The 16,470-nt window shown below is 70.8% G+C and carries 15 protein-coding genes; 8 read left to right on the top strand and 7 right to left on the bottom strand.

Annotation, left to right across the window (positions count from 1 at the left end; translation table 11 throughout):
* Positions 1–62 precede the first annotated feature (62 nt).
* On the bottom strand, positions 63–830 hold the full coding sequence (locus tag OG622_RS17590; RefSeq protein ID WP_371577061.1) for a ferritin-like fold-containing protein: 768 nt from the start codon (positions 828–830) through the stop codon (positions 63–65).
* Positions 831–1,324: 494 nt separating this feature from the next.
* Here OG622_RS17590 and OG622_RS17595 point away from each other — a divergent pair, with 494 nt between their 5' ends.
* Both OG622_RS17595 and OG622_RS17600 read left to right on the top strand, forming a co-directional pair.
* Positions 1,325–3,757, top strand: a complete 2,433-nt coding sequence (locus OG622_RS17595; protein WP_371577064.1) for a DEAD/DEAH box helicase — start codon at positions 1,325–1,327, stop codon at positions 3,755–3,757.
* Between the two features lie 248 nt (positions 3,758–4,005).
* A complete protein-coding gene (locus tag OG622_RS17600; protein WP_371577065.1) occupies positions 4,006–4,884 on the top strand; it encodes an alpha/beta fold hydrolase in 879 nt (292 codons plus the stop codon).
* A 45-nt stretch (positions 4,885–4,929) separates the two neighbouring features.
* Here OG622_RS17600 and OG622_RS17605 read toward each other — a convergent pair whose 3' ends face one another.
* A complete protein-coding gene (locus OG622_RS17605) occupies positions 4,930–5,835 on the bottom strand; it encodes an NYN domain-containing protein (protein ID WP_371584124.1) in 906 nt (301 codons plus the stop codon).
* Positions 5,836–6,072: 237 nt separating this feature from the next.
* On the opposite strand from OG622_RS17605, the gene OG622_RS17610 reads away from it, so the two are divergent.
* Complete coding sequence (locus tag OG622_RS17610; RefSeq protein ID WP_020113966.1) at positions 6,073–6,225, top strand: hypothetical protein; 153 nt, start codon at positions 6,073–6,075, stop codon at positions 6,223–6,225.
* Between the two features lie 81 nt (positions 6,226–6,306).
* Here the strand turns inward: OG622_RS17610 and OG622_RS17615 are convergent, their stop codons facing one another.
* The 4 genes from OG622_RS17615 to OG622_RS17630 form a co-directional block, all read right to left on the bottom strand.
* Positions 6,307–6,912, bottom strand: a complete 606-nt coding sequence (locus OG622_RS17615; protein ID WP_371577067.1) for a MarC family protein — start codon at positions 6,910–6,912, stop codon at positions 6,307–6,309.
* 176 nt (positions 6,913–7,088) lie between these two features.
* On the bottom strand, positions 7,089–7,949 hold the full coding sequence (locus OG622_RS17620) for a PHP domain-containing protein (protein WP_371577069.1): 861 nt from the start codon (positions 7,947–7,949) through the stop codon (positions 7,089–7,091).
* Between the two features lie 124 nt (positions 7,950–8,073).
* Complete coding sequence (locus OG622_RS17625) at positions 8,074–8,715, bottom strand: DUF6758 family protein (RefSeq protein WP_371577071.1); 642 nt, start codon at positions 8,713–8,715, stop codon at positions 8,074–8,076.
* 242 nt (positions 8,716–8,957) lie between these two features.
* A complete protein-coding gene (locus tag OG622_RS17630; protein WP_371577072.1) occupies positions 8,958–9,542 on the bottom strand; it encodes a suppressor of fused domain protein in 585 nt (194 codons plus the stop codon).
* A gap of 582 nt (positions 9,543–10,124) precedes the next feature.
* Between OG622_RS17630 and OG622_RS17635 the strand changes: the two genes are divergently transcribed.
* Entirely contained in the window at positions 10,125–11,249 is a 1,125-nt protein-coding gene (locus OG622_RS17635) for a magnesium and cobalt transport protein CorA (RefSeq protein WP_371577074.1), read from the top strand.
* A gap of 80 nt (positions 11,250–11,329) precedes the next feature.
* A complete protein-coding gene (locus tag OG622_RS17640; RefSeq protein WP_371577076.1) occupies positions 11,330–11,908 on the top strand; it encodes a hypothetical protein in 579 nt (192 codons plus the stop codon).
* Between the two features lie 307 nt (positions 11,909–12,215).
* On the opposite strand, the gene OG622_RS17645 is transcribed toward OG622_RS17640, so the two are convergent.
* Positions 12,216–12,974 carry a hypothetical protein gene (locus tag OG622_RS17645; RefSeq protein WP_371577077.1) on the bottom strand — a complete coding sequence of 253 codons (759 nt, stop codon included), beginning with the start codon at positions 12,972–12,974 and terminating at the stop codon, positions 12,216–12,218.
* Between the two features lie 176 nt (positions 12,975–13,150).
* Here OG622_RS17645 and OG622_RS17650 point away from each other — a divergent pair, with 176 nt between their 5' ends.
* The 3 genes from OG622_RS17650 (at position 13,151) to OG622_RS17660 (ending at position 16,388) form a co-directional block, all read left to right on the top strand.
* Positions 13,151–14,455, top strand: a complete 1,305-nt coding sequence (locus OG622_RS17650) for a magnesium transporter MgtE N-terminal domain-containing protein (RefSeq protein WP_371577079.1) — start codon at positions 13,151–13,153, stop codon at positions 14,453–14,455.
* Between the two features lie 76 nt (positions 14,456–14,531).
* Complete coding sequence (locus tag OG622_RS17655; protein WP_371577080.1) at positions 14,532–15,212, top strand: DUF1003 domain-containing protein; 681 nt, start codon at positions 14,532–14,534, stop codon at positions 15,210–15,212.
* 42 nt (positions 15,213–15,254) lie between these two features.
* The gene (locus OG622_RS17660; RefSeq protein WP_371577082.1) at positions 15,255–16,388 is read left to right on the top strand and encodes an Mrp/NBP35 family ATP-binding protein; all 1,134 of its coding nucleotides are present in this window, start codon (positions 15,255–15,257) and stop codon (positions 16,386–16,388) included.
* Positions 16,389–16,470: the final 82 nt, after the last annotated feature.

The raw sequence follows: 16,470 nt of genomic DNA on the forward strand, positions 1-16,470 counted from the left end.
GACGGGTCACCCCACGGCGACTAGGCGCCCCCGCGCAGGCACCTCCGCTCAGGCGCCCCCGCTCAGGCCGCGAGGCCAAGCGCGGCCATCCGCTTGGTGTGGGCCTCGGTGATCCGCGAGAACATCCGCCCCACCTCGGCCAGATCGAACCCGTCGGCGACACCCCCCACGAGCATCGTGGACAAGGCGTCCCGGTCGGCCACCACCCGCTGCGACTGCGACAGCGCCTCCCCCATCAACCGCCGTGCCCACAGCGCCAGTCGGCCACCGACCCGCGGGTCCTCGTCGATCGCGGCCCGCACCTTCTCCACGGCGAACCCGGCGTGTCCCGTGTCGTCGAGCACGGCCAGCACCAGCCCGCGCGTGTCCGAGTCGAGGTGCGCCGCGACCTCCCGGTAGAAGTCACTGGCGATCGAGTCGCCGACGTACGCCTTGACGAGCCCCTCCAGCCAGTCCGAGGGCGCGGTCTGCTTGTGGAAGCCGTCGAGCGCGTCGACGAAGGGCTCCATGGCCCGCGTCGACTCCTCGCCGACCTCGGCGAGCCGGTCCCGGAGCCTCTCGAAGTGGTGGAACTCGGCCGCCGCCATCTTCGCCAGCTCCGCCTTGTCGACGAGGGTCGGCGCCAGCTTCGCGTCCTCCGCGAGCCGTTCGAACGCCGCCAGCTCCCCGTACGCCAGCGCGCCCAGCAGATCCACCACCGCGGCGCGGTACTGCGGGTCGGCGGAGGCCCGGGCCCAGTCCTGGGCGGCGATCCCGGTGACCTCGGCGGTGTCGGCGGTGTCGCTGCCGGTTGCGTTGTCAGGCTTGTCAGACGTGGTCATGCAGCGCACAATAGCCCGCTCCGCGCAAGGCGGAAGGGCCTGGTCACTCAGTGTGTCATTCAGTGTGACAACGACTACGTCACCAAATCGGCCATCGCATATGCGCGATTCCGGGGTATGGTGGTAATGCGCCTGCTGGTACGTCGACGTAGTTCGACCGTGTCTCGACAGGCCGCACGCATGAGGATGCCCGGTCGGTGGCCCGATCGGCTCCGACCCGACAGCCCTCCCTTTCCGTACGGCACTCTGCGTACGGCGTCCGGAGGGAACCCCTCAGCGGTATGAGCGCTAGAGCGTCGGCAGTGGTCCCGTGCCACACGGTCCGCCCGTGAGGCGGCCGACGTCCCCGGCACGGTCCCGACACGACCCCCGCGCTCGCCTCACACCGCGTACACAGAAGAGGCAGCACCCTGACTACGACCTTCCGAGATCTCGGAATCTTTCCCGAGACGGCCGAGGCCCTTGAGGCTGTCGGCATCGTCAATCCCTTCCCCATCCAGGAGATGACTCTCCCGGTCGCCCTCACCGGCACCGACATCATCGGCCAGGCCAAGACCGGCACCGGCAAGACGCTGGGCTTCGGCCTCCCTCTCCTCGAGCGCGTGGTCGTTCCCGCCGACGTCGAGGCCGGCCGCGCCAAGCCCGAGGACCTCGTCGACGGCCCGCAGGCGCTCGTCGTCGTCCCCACGCGCGAGCTGTGCACCCAGGTCACCAACGACCTGCTGACCGCCGGCAAGGTGCGCAACGTGCGCGTCCTCGCGATCTACGGCGGCCGCGCCTACGAGCCCCAGGTCGAGGCCCTCAAGAAGGGCATCGACGTCGTCATCGGCACCCCCGGACGGCTCCTCGACCTCGCGGGCCAGAAGAAGCTGAACCTGAAGCACGTGAAGTGCCTGGTCCTCGACGAGGCCGACGAGATGCTCGACCTGGGCTTCCTGCCCGACGTCGAGAAGATCATCAACATGCTTCCGGCGCGCCGCCAGACGATGCTGTTCTCGGCGACCATGCCGGGCGCGGTCATCGGTCTGGCCCGCCGTTACATGTCCCAGCCGACGCACATCCGCGCCACCTCCCCGGACGACGAGGGCGCGACGGTCGCGAACACCTCGCAGCACATCTACCGCGCGCACAACATGGACAAGCCCGAGCTTGTCTCGCGCATACTGCAGGCCGACGGCCGGGGACTGGTCATGGTCTTCTGCCGTACGAAGCGCACGGCGGCCGACCTCGCCGACCAGCTCAAGCAGCGGGGCTTCGCCTCCGGCGCGGTCCACGGCGACCTCGGCCAGGGCGCCCGCGAGCAGGCCCTGCGCGCCTTCCGCAACGGCAAGGTGGACGTCCTCGTCTGCACCGACGTCGCCGCCCGCGGGATCGACGTCGAGGGTGTCACCCACGTCATCAACTACCAGTCCCCCGAGGACGAGAAGACGTACCTGCACCGCATCGGCCGTACCGGCCGCGCGGGTGCCAAGGGCATCGCGATCACCCTCGTCGACTGGGACGACATCCCGCGCTGGCAGCTCATCAACAAGGCGCTGGACCTCGGGTTCAGCGACCCGCCGGAGACGTACTCCACCTCCCCGCACCTCTTCGAGGAGCTCAGCATCCCGGCGGGCACGAAGGGTGTCCTGCCGCGCTCCGAGCGCACCCGGGCCGGGCTGGAGGCCGAGGAGCTGGAAGACCTCGGCGAGCCGGGCGGGCGTGGTCCGCGCGGTCGTGGCGGCCGATCCGCCGGCCCGTCGACCGCCGAGCGCGAACGCGAGCGCGAGCGTCCGGCGCGTACGCCACGTAGTCGCCGCCGTACGCGCGGTGGTTCCCACGCCGACGGGGCGTCCCCGGAGGCCGCCGCGGTCACGAAGCCCTCTGAGGCCGCGCAGACCCCGGGTACCGGCTCCGCCGAGTCCGAGTCGCGTACGCCTCGCCGTCGCCGCCGTACCCGCTCCGGCCCCGGAGCCGGAGCCGGAGTGAATCCCGGCGCCGAGATCGCGGTCGAGACGGTCGAGAGCACGTCGGCCGAGCGGGCCGAGGCCGTCGTCGAGACCGTCGCGGGCGCACCTGCCGAGTCGGTCGAGGAGGCAGCCAAGCCGCGTCGCCGCCGCACCCGCAAGGCGGTGGAGGCCCCCGAGGCGCCCTCCGCCGAGGTCGCGCTCGACACGGCCGAGGGTGTGTCCGCCGCCGAGCCGGTGGCCGAAACCCCGGCCACACCGCGTCGCCGCACCCGCAAGGTCGCCGCGCCGGTCGAAGCCGTGGTCGAGGAGACCGCCGCCGAGGAGGCCCCGGCCACGCCCCGACGCCGTACGCGCAAGACCGCCGCGACCGTCGTCGAGACGACCGACAGCGCCGCCGAGGCCGCCGTCGACACCGTCGAGGAGACGAAGCCGCGCCGCCGCACCCGCAAGAGCGTGGCGGAAGCCGCCGAGAGCGCGGTGGAGACTGTCGCCGAGGCGGCCGCGTCCACGCCTCGCCGCCGGACCCGCAAGGCCGTGGCGCCCTCCGCCGAGGTCGCGCTCGACACGGCCGAGGGTGTGTCCGCCGCCGAGCCGGTGGCCGAAACCCCGGCCACACCGCGTCGCCGCACCCGCAAGGTCGCCGCGCCGGTCGAAGCCGTGGTCGAGGAGACCGCCGCCGAGGAGGCCCCGGCCACGCCCCGACGCCGTACGCGCAAGACCGCCGCGACCGTCGTCGAGACGACCGACAGCGCCGCCGAGGCCACCGTCGACACCGTCGAGGAGACGAAGCCGCGCCGCCGCATCCGCAAGGCGGTGGCTACGGCCGAGGGCGCGGTTCCGGCCCAGCCGACGGAGGAGCAGGCCACGAAGCCGCGTCGTACGCGTAAGGCTGCGGCTACGGCCGTCGCCGAGGAGGCGGCTGCGCCTCCGGCTCCGCGTCGCCGTGCCCGGAAGGCCGCGGCTGCCGTGGAGGCCGCGGAGAGCTGAGCCCGATCAGCCGAGTGAAGGTCCGGTCCCTCTCCAGGGGCCGGACCTTCGGCGTTCCAAGGGGTTCCTGGCCCCCGCCACCCCTACCCGTCCAGGTTGATCGCGCGGTTCCCCCGCGCCCCTGGAAACCGGGGACGCGACCCATGCTGCGACCAGCCCCGGCCACACGGCACCCGACAGCCGACAGCCGACCCGCGGTCGCAGGGGTGGCGCGACCGTCGGGTTCACGTGCCGGTTACCCTCCCCCCATGAGCCGTCCCCCGACCTTCACCCCGCCCACCGGTGCCAGGGCCCACCTTCTGCGTACCCCTCGTGGGGAGTTCGCCGTGATCGAGGCGGGGACGGCGGTGAAGGGGACCGTGTTGCTCGTGCCGGGGTTCACCGGGAGCAAAGAGGACTTCATCGCGCTGCATGAGCCGTTGGCGGAGGCCGGGTACCGTTCGGTGGCGGTGGACGGACGCGGGCAGCACGAGAGCCCGGGGGCCGAGGACGACGAAGCGCCGTACGCGCAGGCGGAGTTGGCGAAGGATCTGCTCGCCCAGGCGGCAGCCGTGCGCGACGGCACCCCCCTGCACCTCGTCGGCCACTCCCTGGGTGGCCAGATCTCCCGCGCCGCCCTGCTGGTGGACGCCTCTCCCTTCGCCTCGCTCACCCTCATGGCCTCGGGCCCCGCCCGGATCTCGGCCGGCCAGCAGCAGCGTGTGAAGCTGTTGCGGGACGCCCTGGCCGTGATGGACATGGAGCAGGTGTGGGACGCCATCCAGGCGATGGAGGCGCCGGAACCGGAGGAGACCGAGACCGGCGCCCTCGACGAGGGGTTGGACGACCGCGCCGACCTGCGCCGCCGCTGGCTCGCCACCAGCCCCGCCCAGCTCATCGCCACGGGCCGCCAGCTCTGCGAGGAACCCGACCGCGTCGCCGAACTCGCCGCCGTGGAACTGCCCAAGCACGTCCTGTCCGGCGAACGCGACGACACCTGGCCGATCCCGCTCCTCGACGACATGGCCGTACGTCTGCACGCCCACCGCACCGTCATCCGTGACGCCGAGCACTCCCCGAACACCGATCAGCCGAAAGCGACGGCGGACGCCCTCACCGGCTTCTGGGACCGGATCACCACCGGCTGACCCGCCGGCAGGGCCACTGATGTCGCACTGATTTCCTCGGTGCGGCTAGTACTGGGCCCGCAGGTGCTCCCAGAAGCCGTCCCGAAGGGCCCGCCTCAGGTCGGCCTGCCCCCGCAGCGAGTACTGGAGCAGTCCCTCCGCCTCGACGAGCAGGTCCTGGTCGACGGAGCCGGGGAGGTACGGGTGGCTGTGGAGAAGCTCCTGCAGGGGCTCCCGGCCGCGGGAGGCGAGCCACTTCGCGGCGATCTGGGCGCCGACGAAGCGGACGTCCTCACGGGGAGGGCGAGGGCCGGTGGGGGTCTCGTAGGTGGCGGCGGCCCGCCGCGACACGTACGGCTTGAAGAAGTCGAGGTCGAAGGTGCGCTGGCTGTCGACCTCCCAGAGCAGCGGATCGGCCTGGTTGCGGCCCTCGGGAGCCTCGATGCCCCACAGATGGACCCGCGCCCCGTATCCCTGCGCGGCCTCGACCGCCGACACCAGGTCCTCGTCGCCGCCGATGAGGGCCGCGTCGCTGATCGCGCGGTGTCTGGCCAGGGACTCCAGGTCGGTGCGGATGAGGGAGTCGACGCCCTTCTGCTGGTTGTTGGCGTTGAGGTTGCCGAGTCGCACCTTCACGTCCGGCAGTTCGGCGATCGACTGCTGTTCGGCCGTATGGATGCGGCGGCGTGCCCCGTCGTACCAGTAGACCCGCAGCAGCCGGCTGTCCGCGAAGATCGTGCGTGCCTTGTCGATCAGCGCGTCGATGAGCCCCTCCGCCTCGAGGTCGAAGGACCGCCGGTCCTCCGTCCCCGCGACGAGCCGTCCCACGGCCGCGTAGAGATACCCGGCATCGACGAAGATCGCGTGTGTCGAGGGCGTCTTCGCCACCTCGGCGAGCATGCGGTGCAACAGCTCGTTCGTACGGTCGATGCCGGCGCCGAGCGCCGTGAGGTCGTCGTTCATCGCTTCCATTGTCCCGGCGGTCACGCTGCGAACACAACCGGTCCCAATCAGTCTTCCTGCCTGCCGGTAGACATACCCCCCACACCACTTACCGGCTAGTAATTAGCTTCTCGAAAATTTTCCTTAGCGTAAGGAATGTTTGTAACATGCATACCGTTGAATCCTCATGGAACACGGGCACCGATGACCCGCGAACCACCACCAGTAGTTCTCCTCAGGAGGATGACCAGACGAAGGGAGAAGCCCATGCGCTTCGAAATCCTGCGACTCGACGATGTCAGCGGCACGCCCGTGGACAGCACCGTCGTGGAAGCCGCCTCCGTCAACCGGATCGTGCAGCAGGCCGCCGCCATCGGGCAGCGACTCTGGATCCGACCGGCCGACGTGACCGCCTCGTAGTACGCGGTTCCGTTCACACTTCAGAGCCCCGTACGGCATCGATGCCGTACGGGGCTCTGCAACACCTGGACCCGACGCGGACTAGGAGGCTTGTACGACCTGGGTGACGCCGTTGATGATCTGCTGGACGGCGATCGCGGAGAGCATCATGCCCGCGAGCCGGGTCACCAGCACCACCCCGCCGTCCTTGATGAGCCGGATGATCAGCAGCGAGTACCGCATCGTCAGCCACAGCACGACATGGATCGCCAGGATGGCGGCCCACACGGACACCTGGCCGGCCACGCCGTCCGCCTTCTGGACCGCGAGGATCACCGACACGATCGCACCGGGTCCGGCCAGCAGGGGCATCCCCAGCGGGACGAGCGCGACGTTCACGTCCTTCGTCTGCGTCGGTTCGTCCGACTTGCCGGTCAGCAGATCGAGCGCGATCAGCAGAAGAAGCAGCCCACCCGCGATCATCAGCGCGGGTACGGACACATGCAGATAGTCCAGTATCTGGTGCCCGAGCAGCCCGAAGACCGTGATCACGCCACCGGCCACGCAGACGGCCTGGAACGCCATCCGCTTCTGCGTCCGGGCGGGCCGCCCGGCGGTCAGTCCGAGGAAGATCGGGGTGATTCCCGGGGGATCCATGATCACGAAGAGGGTGAGGAAGAGCGAACCGAAAACGGCAAGATCGAACACAGGAGTGCCTTGAGGGGGAGTGAAGAGCGGAGGAGAGAGGGCAGCCCAGTGTGATGGCCGGTAACCACTGTGGGCAATCGTTCCGCAGTGCGGAACTGATGGGCACGGCCGGCGACAGCCGGGTGCCGTGCAACGCAGAAGGAGACTCAGACGCAGACTGAGCGCGGGGGACGGCGCTAGCGGACTCCGCCGGTCCCCGGGACGGGGAAGGCTCCGGTGGCCCGGCGGGTGATCTCCCCGTACACCTCGGGGTCGGTCGTGTACTCGCCGAGCACGCAGGTCTTGCGGCTGCCGTGGTAGTCCGAGGACCCGGTGGTCAGCAGCCCCAGTTCCTTCGCCAGGCCGCGCAGTCGCGCCCGGGTCGCCGTGTCGTGCTCCATGTGGTCGACCTCGATGCCGTCGAGCCCGGCGGCGGCCAGCTCGGCGATGGCGGATTCCGGTAGCGTCCGGCCGCGCTTGACGGCGGCGGGATGGGCGAAGACGGCGACGCCACCGGCCCCCTTGACCAGCCGGATCGCCTCGAACGGGTCCGTCTCGTGCTTCGCGACGTAGGCGCGGCCGCCGTCGGCGAGCCACTGCCCGGTGAAGGCGTCGCCCACGGTCGGTACGACGCCGAGTTCGACGAGGGCGGTGGCCACGTGCGGGCGCCCCACGGAACCGCCACCGGCGATCCGCGCGACCTGCTCCCAGGTCACCGGCACACCCAGTTCGTTCAGCTTGGCGATCATCCCGCGAGCGCGCGGGACCCGGTCGTCCCGGACCAGCTCGCGCTCGGCGAGCAGCTCGGACTCCTCGGGGTCGAACAGATAGGCCAGCATGTGCAAGCTGACGCCGTCGAGACGGCATGACAGCTCGGCGCCGGTGACCAGCGTCAGCCCCTCCGGCAGCGCGGCGATCGCCTCGGCGTGCCCGCGCGTCGTGTCGTGGTCGGTCAGCGCGACGACGTCCAGCCCGGCCGCCCCCGCCTTCCGCACCAGCTCCGCCGGGGTGTCCGTACCGTCGGAGGCCGTCGAGTGGCAGTGCAGATCGATACGCACGACTCGGACTCCAGGCGCAGGCGAAACGGAAGCGGACGGTCAAGGATAACGCCCTTCCGAGCCCTCCCTGTCACACCCGAAACCCAGGGGCGCCCCCTACACGTACGGAGACGGAAGAATGCGCCTAAGGCTCAAGGATTCGCGGCGAGAGCGCCCCGCACGGCAGTAGATCCACCTCCGCGCCCGCGTCCCGCAGGTCCGTCAGCACCAGTTCGTCGTACATCAGCAGCCCCGTCTGCTCGGGCCACACGACCGCCCACAGCCACAGACCGAGCGCCTCCCCCGCGAAGACCGCGCGGTCGTCCGGCGTACCGGTGACATGCCACAGCGGCGTCGGCCGGCCCGCGGCGAGCACCTTCGCCTGGGGCGGTTTCTCGACACTCAGATACGGCCCGGGATCGGGCCCGTCGATGCCCGCGTACCGCGCACCGAGACCGACGCCGAGTTCCTCCGCGATGAGGACGAGTTCTCCGACGCCCCCGAGCGGGCCGGGACCGGAACAGGCCACGGCGGTGGCGCGCCCGCCGCTGCGGTCGTCCCCGGCGAAGGCGGCACCCGTGAACAGCCAGCCCACGGGCAGCGGCCACGGCATCCAGACCGGCACCCTGGCACGGTGCACCACCACGCTGAGGGCCTCGACGCTGGGCGGGATCACGGGCTGCAGCGGGTGTACCGTCCCGTGCGCGGCGCACTGCCAGGAGTCGGCAAAGAGGCCGGGAGCCCTGACCCGGCCACCACACTTCGGGCAACTGGGTTCGCCCCTCATAGGGCCCAACGGTCCTCCCCGTGCTTCCTCGCGTCAAGGACGATCACCCGTCCGGCGTGTGCGCGTCACATTCCGCGCACGAACACCGGCCTGCGGACGATGGACGGCCCGGCGGACCGACCAACGGAATCAACTACCCACACGGCCAAGGGAAGCGGCGATTTTCGGCCAGCCGCCGAACACCCACCGGTCACGCACGGCGTGCCGTCCGTCACACGAGGAAGTTGCGCCGGGCGGTCCGGTCAGTCCAGGGGGACCGACCTGCGGACCGGGTCGCGGAGGTCGGTCCCGTGGGTGAGCCAGCGCTCCTGGAGGGCCTGGGCACCATGCACCCGCTTCCAGGCGGCCTCGTTGGCGGTCATCGGGAGGAGGGGCAGGAACCGAACGGGGTCGGCGGGGGCGTCGAGTTCGAGGTCCTCGACCAGACCTCCGGACTCGGCGACGAGAACGGAGGTGAAGGGGGCACCCGGCCAGAGCGGACCGCCCACGTCCAGTGAGGCGCCGGGGGCCACGATCACACCCTCGACCTGCGGCGACGCGGCGAGCACGGCGAGCGGGCGAAGCACCTTGTCGGTGTCGGCGATGCCGTGCCGCACGGACAGGACGAGCTCGGCGCGGGGGCCCTTGACGGGGTCGGCGAGCACCGCGGTGGGGTCGGCCATCGGCTGGGCGGACATGCCGAGCGTGGCGTAGCGGACGACGTCGCCGTCGGTGAAACGGAGCACCTCTATGCGGTCCGTGCCGAGGAAGGTGACCGCGGCGCGCGCGTCCGGTTCGCCCAGCGCGGTGCGCAAACGGGCCTCCACCAACGGAAGAACATCAGCCATGATCCGAGCATAGAACTCGTCAGGAACCGGCAAACGGGCGCCTTGACACTTCAACCGACTGTTAGTCTGGGGCGCCGGTCGGGACAGCACGCGGGCAGCACGCAGAAGCCTCGCACTCAAGGCTTCTCACGCCTTCGCGTCCCGAACCGAGAAGACTGACTCCCCTACGGGGAACCCCGAACGGGGTATGGAACGTCCCTCACGGGGGACCGGCCGGAGGAGGTGGGGCTGCGATGGACCGAAGTCGACCTGGCAGTACCACCCGCTCTTCCGCTCGCCGAGTTCCGTAGCTCTTGTCGTAGCCGTACTTCTCGCTCCGTCGGCTACCACCCTCACTCGCGTCGTGCCACTCGTCGCACATCGGAAGAGCACTTCTTTCCCGTCTTGATCCGAATCGCCGATCAGAAGTCGCCGACCCGTACCCGGCCGGACGTCTCCTGATCTGAATCAAGCGAAGCTGTCACCGCGACGGTGCGGTGCTCCCCGCTTTGTGGACGTGCCAAACATTCAAAGTCAAAACGTCCCCATTCCGGGTAGTTCCAACCGTCGTCGGCGGCCCTTTCGTTGCGAAGGAGCCAGCTCATGTCGATGATCCACAACCTGCGTGCCGCGGTCCGCCCGGCCCGTCCCTCGCGTCTGTCGCTGCGCAAGGACGGCGGCGTGTACGACGCCACGCGTCCGGCGGAGGCGGTGACGGCCGTCGTGGACTGTGCCGTCTACCGCGACGGGGCGCGGGTCGCCTTCGAGCGCAACCTGACCCCGCACGAGGCGATCCGTCAGGTGCGCCGCGACGGCGGCTTCGTCTGGATCGGCCTGCACGAGCCGTCCGAGGCCGAATTCTCCGGTATCGCCGCCGAGTTCGGGCTGCACCCGCTCGCCGTGGAGGACGCGGTCCACGCCCACCAGCGGCCGAAGCTGGAGCGCTACGACGACACCCTGTTCACCGTCTTCAAGACGATCCACTACGTCGAGCACGACGAACTCACCGCCACCAGCGAGGTCGTCGAGTCCGGCGAGGTCATGTGTTTCACCGGGCGGGACTTCTTCATCACCGTCCGGCACGGCGGGCAGGGGTCGTTGCGGGCGCTGCGTCACCGCCTGCAGGACGACCCGGAGTTGCTCGGCAAGGGCCCCTCGGCCGTACTGCACGCCATCGCCGACCACGTCGTCGACGGGTACGTGGCGGTCGCGGACGCCGTGCAGGACGACATCGACGAGGTGGAGACGGAGGTGTTCTCCCCCGGGCGCAAGGGCACGCCCCGGGGTACCGACGCCGGCCGGATCTACCAACTCAAGCGCGAGGTCATGGAGTTCAAGCGCGCGGTGCTGCCGCTGGTGCGGCCCATGCAGCTGCTGAGCGAGCGGCCGATGCGGCTGATCGACCCGGACATCCAGAAGTACTTCCGTGACGTGGCCGACCACCTCGCCCGCGTCCAGGAGCAGGTCGTCGGCTTCGACGAGCTCCTCAACTCGATCCTGCAGGCGAACCTGGCGCAGGCCTCCGTCGCGCAGAACGAGGACATGCGCAAGATCACGTCGTGGGCGGCCATCATCGCCGTGCCGACGATGGTGTGTGGCGTCTACGGCATGAACTTCGACTACATGCCGGAGACGCACTGGAAGTTCGGCTACCCGGTGGTTCTCGGCGTCACGGTCGCGCTCTGCCTCGCCATCCACCGCACGCTGAAGCGCAACGGGTGGCTGTAGGCCGCCGCGGGCCGGCGCAGCGGGCCGGGGGTCTTCAGTCGGGCACGGACGGTTCGAGAGGGCGCGGCTAGGCTGCCCCCATGACCGCCGACTCGTCGACCTCCGGCTCGTTGACCGCCGACTCGTCGACCTCCGACGCGCTGACGCCCGACGCGCTGCTCGACAAGGCCCTTGTCGAAGAGGCCACCAAGAAGTCCGGGCTCGTCTGGGTGCGGGGGCCGGGTGTGCCGTCGCGCGCGCTGTGGCACGTCTGGCACGAGGGTGCGGCGTGTGTGGTCGGGGACGGGACCGGTGAGCAGCCGCTGCCGGGGCTGGTCGACGGGGGCTCGGCCGTGGTGACCGTCCGCAGCAAGGACAAGGGTGGGCGACTGGTCAGCTGGGCCGCGAACGTAGTCGAGCTGGTCCCGGACTCCCCCGAGTGGGAGGCCGCCGTGGCCGAGCTCAAGGGCAAGCGTCTCAACGCCCCCGACGGCGAGGCGATGCCGGGCCGCTGGGCCCGCGAGTGCCGGGTGCTCCGCCTTGAGCCGACGGGGTCGACGCTGCCGCTGCCCGACGGCGACCTGGCCAAGGCGCCGCTCCCGACGCCCGCGACGACCCGTCAGCCGATCCCGGCGGCGGTACCGCGCCTGCTCTTCGGCCGCCGCAAGCGGAAGCAGTAAGGGCCGACTTCCTGACCAGGGCCGACCATGCGGCGCCGCTCGGGACCGGGCCGCCGGTCGGGACCGAACCGCCGCTCGGGACCGGGCCGCCGGTCGTGGCGCGGCTTGCTCGGCACCGCCGAAACCCACCGTCGCGGTGGACCACCGTCGCGGTGGACAAGATGGACACGGGGAGGCGCTCGCCGTCTCCGCGCGCGTCGCGCCGAAAGGCTCCGCTGGGCGTGCGCCTCGCGTCGTCAGGGCGCGCGTCTCGTGTCGCTGGGCGCGCGCCTCGGGTCGCCGGGCTCCCGGCTCGGGTCGCTTCTCGTTACGACGTCGGTAGTTGTTGGCCGTAGTCGACGACCGATTTCTCGTCCGGTTCTTCCAGGGAGAAGTTCTTGCCCCAGTCGGTGAGAAGGATGGTGCCGGCGTCGCCGGCGCGGACGAGGCGGAGCGGATAGGGGGTGCCCTCCAGGGAGACGTCGAGGGTGCCGCCGGAGCCCTTGTCGCCGGTGATGCGGATGGTGCGGGTGCCGAACTGCTCGTGGTGGCCGTCCGTGGACAGCGAGCCGTGCAGGGTCAGCAGGCTGTTGAGGAGGACGTCCTTGTCCGTGAACCCGCTGAAGCGCTTGTAGGCGGGGTCCCCGGTCGGCACCTTCACATACATGCCGTCCAGCTTGTCCGCTGCGGCCGTCTCCGAATTCTCGTGGTCCCCGCCGTTCTTCCCTGAGTCCTGGTGGTCCCAGAAGTCCTTGTCGGCCTTGAGGAAGAGGTGTTCGCCGACCTTCAGCAGCCGGAAGGTGGCCCCCTCGGACGTCACCGAACCGGTGCCGCCGTCCTCCTTCAGGCGCATGTCCAGCTTGTAGGTCCTGCCGTTGCTCACCACGGCCCCGGACAGCCGGACCGTGTCCGCCGCCGTGGCGGCCGCCCTGGTCCTGCTCTGGATCTTCGCCGGTTCCAGTTTGCCGACCCCGTTCGTGCCCTCGTCGGGATCCTCACTGCATCCGGTGAGCCCCAGCCCGCTGACCACGAGAGTGCAGACGGCGCTCACCAGTGCGGCCCTTCGGGTACGGGGAATCACAGTCACAGGCGATGCACCTCTTCGTGGGGAGTCCAGGCGTACCGCAGAGTACCGGGGCTCCCGGCACACCACGGAGCCAGTCCGTCCGCACCGCTCACCAGGGCATATCCGATCGGGACGGGCTAGCCTGAAGCCCTCCTCGGCGGACAATCCCCTCTCGACGGGAAGGAAAGGGGCGGCTCATGGCGGCGGTGGCGCCCCGGATCTTCGTCTCCCACCTCTCCGGCGTCGCCGTCTTCGACCCGAGCGGCGACCAGGTGGGCCGCGTCCGCGACCTCGTCGCCATCCTCCGGGTGGGCCGGAAGCCCCCACGACTGCTCGGTCTGGTCGTCGAACTGTCCACCCGCCGCCGGATCTTCCTGCCCATGACCCGGGTCACCGGCGTCGAGTCCGGCCAGGTCATCACCACCGGTGTCGTGAACGTGCGCCGGTTCGAGCAGCGCCCCACCGAGCGCCTCGTGATCGGGGAACTGCTGGACCGCCGGGTACAGCTCGTGGAGACGAGCGAGGAGGTGACGGTCCGCGACATCTCGGTCCAGCAGCTGCCGGCCCGCCGGGACTGGGAGATCGACCGGGTGTTCGTCCGCAAGGGCAAGGGCGGGGCGTTCCGGCGGCACAAGGGCGAGACGCTGACCGTGGAGTGGTCGGCGGTCACCGGGTTCTCCCTGGAGGAGCAGGGGCAGGGCGCCGAGAGCCTCCTCGCGACCTTCGAACAGCTCCGCCCGGCCGACCTCGCCAACGTGCTGCACCACCTCTCCCCCAAGCGCCGCGCCGAGGTCGCCGCCGCCCTCGACGACGACCGGCTCGCCGACGTCCTGGAGGAGCTGCCCGAGGACGACCAGATCGAGATCCTCGGCAAGCTCAAGGAGGAGCGGGCCGCCGACGTCCTGGAGGCCATGGACCCGGACGACGCCGCCGACCTCCTAGCCGAACTCCCCGAGGACGAGCAGGAGCGGCTGCTGACGCTGATGCAGCCGGACGACGCGGCCGACGTACGGCGGCTCATGGCGTACGAGGAGAAGACCGCCGGCGGTCTGATGACCACCGAACCGATCGTGCTGCGCCCGGACGCGACCGTCGCCGACGCGCTCGCCCGGGTCCGCAACCCCGACCTGTCCCCCGCGCTCGCCGCCCAGGTGTACGTGTGCCGGCCGCCGGACGAGACCCCGACCGGCAAGTACCTGGGCACGGTCCACTTCCAGCGGCTGCTGCGGGATCCGCCGTACACCCTGGTCGGTTCGATCCTCGACGACGATCTCCAGCCGCTGGACCCGGAGGCCGCGCTGCGCGCCGTCGCCGGGTTCTTCGCGACGTACGACATGGTCGCGGCGCCCGTGGTCGACGAGAGCGGCTCGCTGCTCGGCGCGGTGACCGTGGACGACGTACTGGACCACATGCTGCCCGAGGACTGGCGGGAGACGGAGTTCCATCTCCACGAGGAGAACGGCGTCGCCGCCGGGGACGAGGGGACCGCCGATGGCTCCTGAGCGGGACGGGCGCGAAGGGCGTGACGGACGACCGGGAGGGCGTGACGGACGACCGGGAGGGCGGGACGCGCGCCACATGGGGCGTGACGGGCGCCATGTGGGGCGTGACGGGCGCCACGTGGGGCGTGAGCGGGCGCGCTCCGGTGCGGGCACACGCGAGCGCACGTCGCCCTCCGGGGCGCCTCAGCGGGAGCGCACGCCCTCCGGGGCCACCGCCCGCCCGCGTACGCGTCTCGACCTGCCGCTGCCGCGCCGGGCCAGGTTCCTGCCCGAGTGGGACCCGGAGGCCTTCGGACGGCTCTCGGAGCGGATCGCGCGGTTCCTGGGCACCGGCACGTTCCTCGTCTGGATGACCGTCGCCGTCATCCTCTGGGTGGTCTGGAACGTCTCCGCCCCGCGTGACCTGCGCTTCGACAACTACCCCTTCATCTTCCTGACCCTGATGCTCTCCCTGCAGGCCTCGTATGCCGCCCCGCTGATCCTCCTGGCGCAGAACCGCCAGGACGACCGCGACCGGGTCAACCTCGAACAGGACCGCAAGCAGAACGAACGTTCGATCGCCGACACCGAGTATCTGACCAGGGAGATCGCCGCGCTGCGTATCGGCCTCGGTGAGGTCGCCACCCGCGACTGGCTGCGCTCCGAGCTCCAGGACCTGGTCAGGGAACTGCACGAGCACGACGGCGACCGGCCGCGCGGGGCGCGGACCGTATTCCCGCCCGATCACCCGCGCGGACGTGACATGGGCGACCGCTGACGGGACTCCCAGGCGCCACGCGGGGCGCCGTACCATCGTCCTATGGCTACGGAAGACGCGGTGCGTGAAGCACTGTCGACGGTGAACGACCCCGAGATCAACCGCCCCATCACCGAACTCGGGATGGTGAAGTCCGTGGAGATCGGTGCGGACGGAGCGGTCGCGGTCGCCGTGTACCTGACGGTCTCCGGCTGCCCCATGCGCGACACCATCACCCAGCGCGTGACCGACGCGGTCTCGGCGGTCGAGGGCGTCACCCGTGTCGACGTCGAGCTCGACGTCATGGGCGACGAACAGCGCAAGGAACTGGCGAACGCGCTGCGCGGCGGCCAGGCCGAGCGCGAGGTCCCGTTCGCCAAGCCGGGTTCCCTCACGCGCGTGTACGCCGTCGCCTCCGGCAAGGGCGGCGTCGGCAAGTCCTCGGTGACGGTGAACCTCGCGGCGGCGATGGCGGCCGACGGCCTCAAGGTGGGCGTGGTCGACGCGGACATCTACGGCCACTCCGTGCCCCGCATGCTGGGCGCCGACGGCCTTCCCACCCAGGTCGAGAACATGATCATGCCGCCGTCCGCGCACGGCGTGAAGGTCATCTCGATCGGCATGTTCACCCCGGGCAACACCCCCGTGGTCTGGCGCGGCCCGATGCTCCACCGTGCCCTCCAGCAGTTCCTCTCGGACGTCTACTGGGGCGACCTGGACGTCCTGCTCCTCGATCTTCCGCCGGGCACGGGCGACATCGCCATCTCGGTGGCCCAGCTGGTCCCGAACGCCGAGATCCTCGTCGTGACGACCCCCCAGCAGGCGGCGGCCGAGGTGGCCGAGCGTGCCGGCTCCATCGCCGTGCAGACCCACCAGAAGATCGTCGGCGTCGTCGAGAACATGGCGGGCCTCCCCTGCCCGCACTGCGACGAGATCGTCGACGTCTTCGGCACCGGCGGCGGCCAGAGCGTCGCCGACGGCCTCACCCGCACCACCGGCGCCACCGTCCCGGTCCTCGGCAGCATCCCCATCGACGTCCGCCTCCGCGAAGGCGGCGACGACGGCCGCCCCGTCGTCCTCTCCGACCCCGACTCCCCCGCCGGCTCCGCCCTCCGAGCCATCGCGGGCAAGCTGGGCGGCCGCCAGAGGGGCCTGTCGGGCATGAGCCTGGGAATCACCCCGAGGAACAAGTTCTAGGGCGGCTGAGCGACTGAGGGCGCCGGGACTCCTGCTTCTGGCTTCTGCTTGTCGGCTTCTGCCTTGAAGGGGCGCGGGGAAC

The organism is Streptomyces sp. NBC_01314 (assembly GCF_041435215.1).
Lineage (GTDB): Bacteria > Actinomycetota > Actinomycetes > Streptomycetales > Streptomycetaceae > Streptomyces.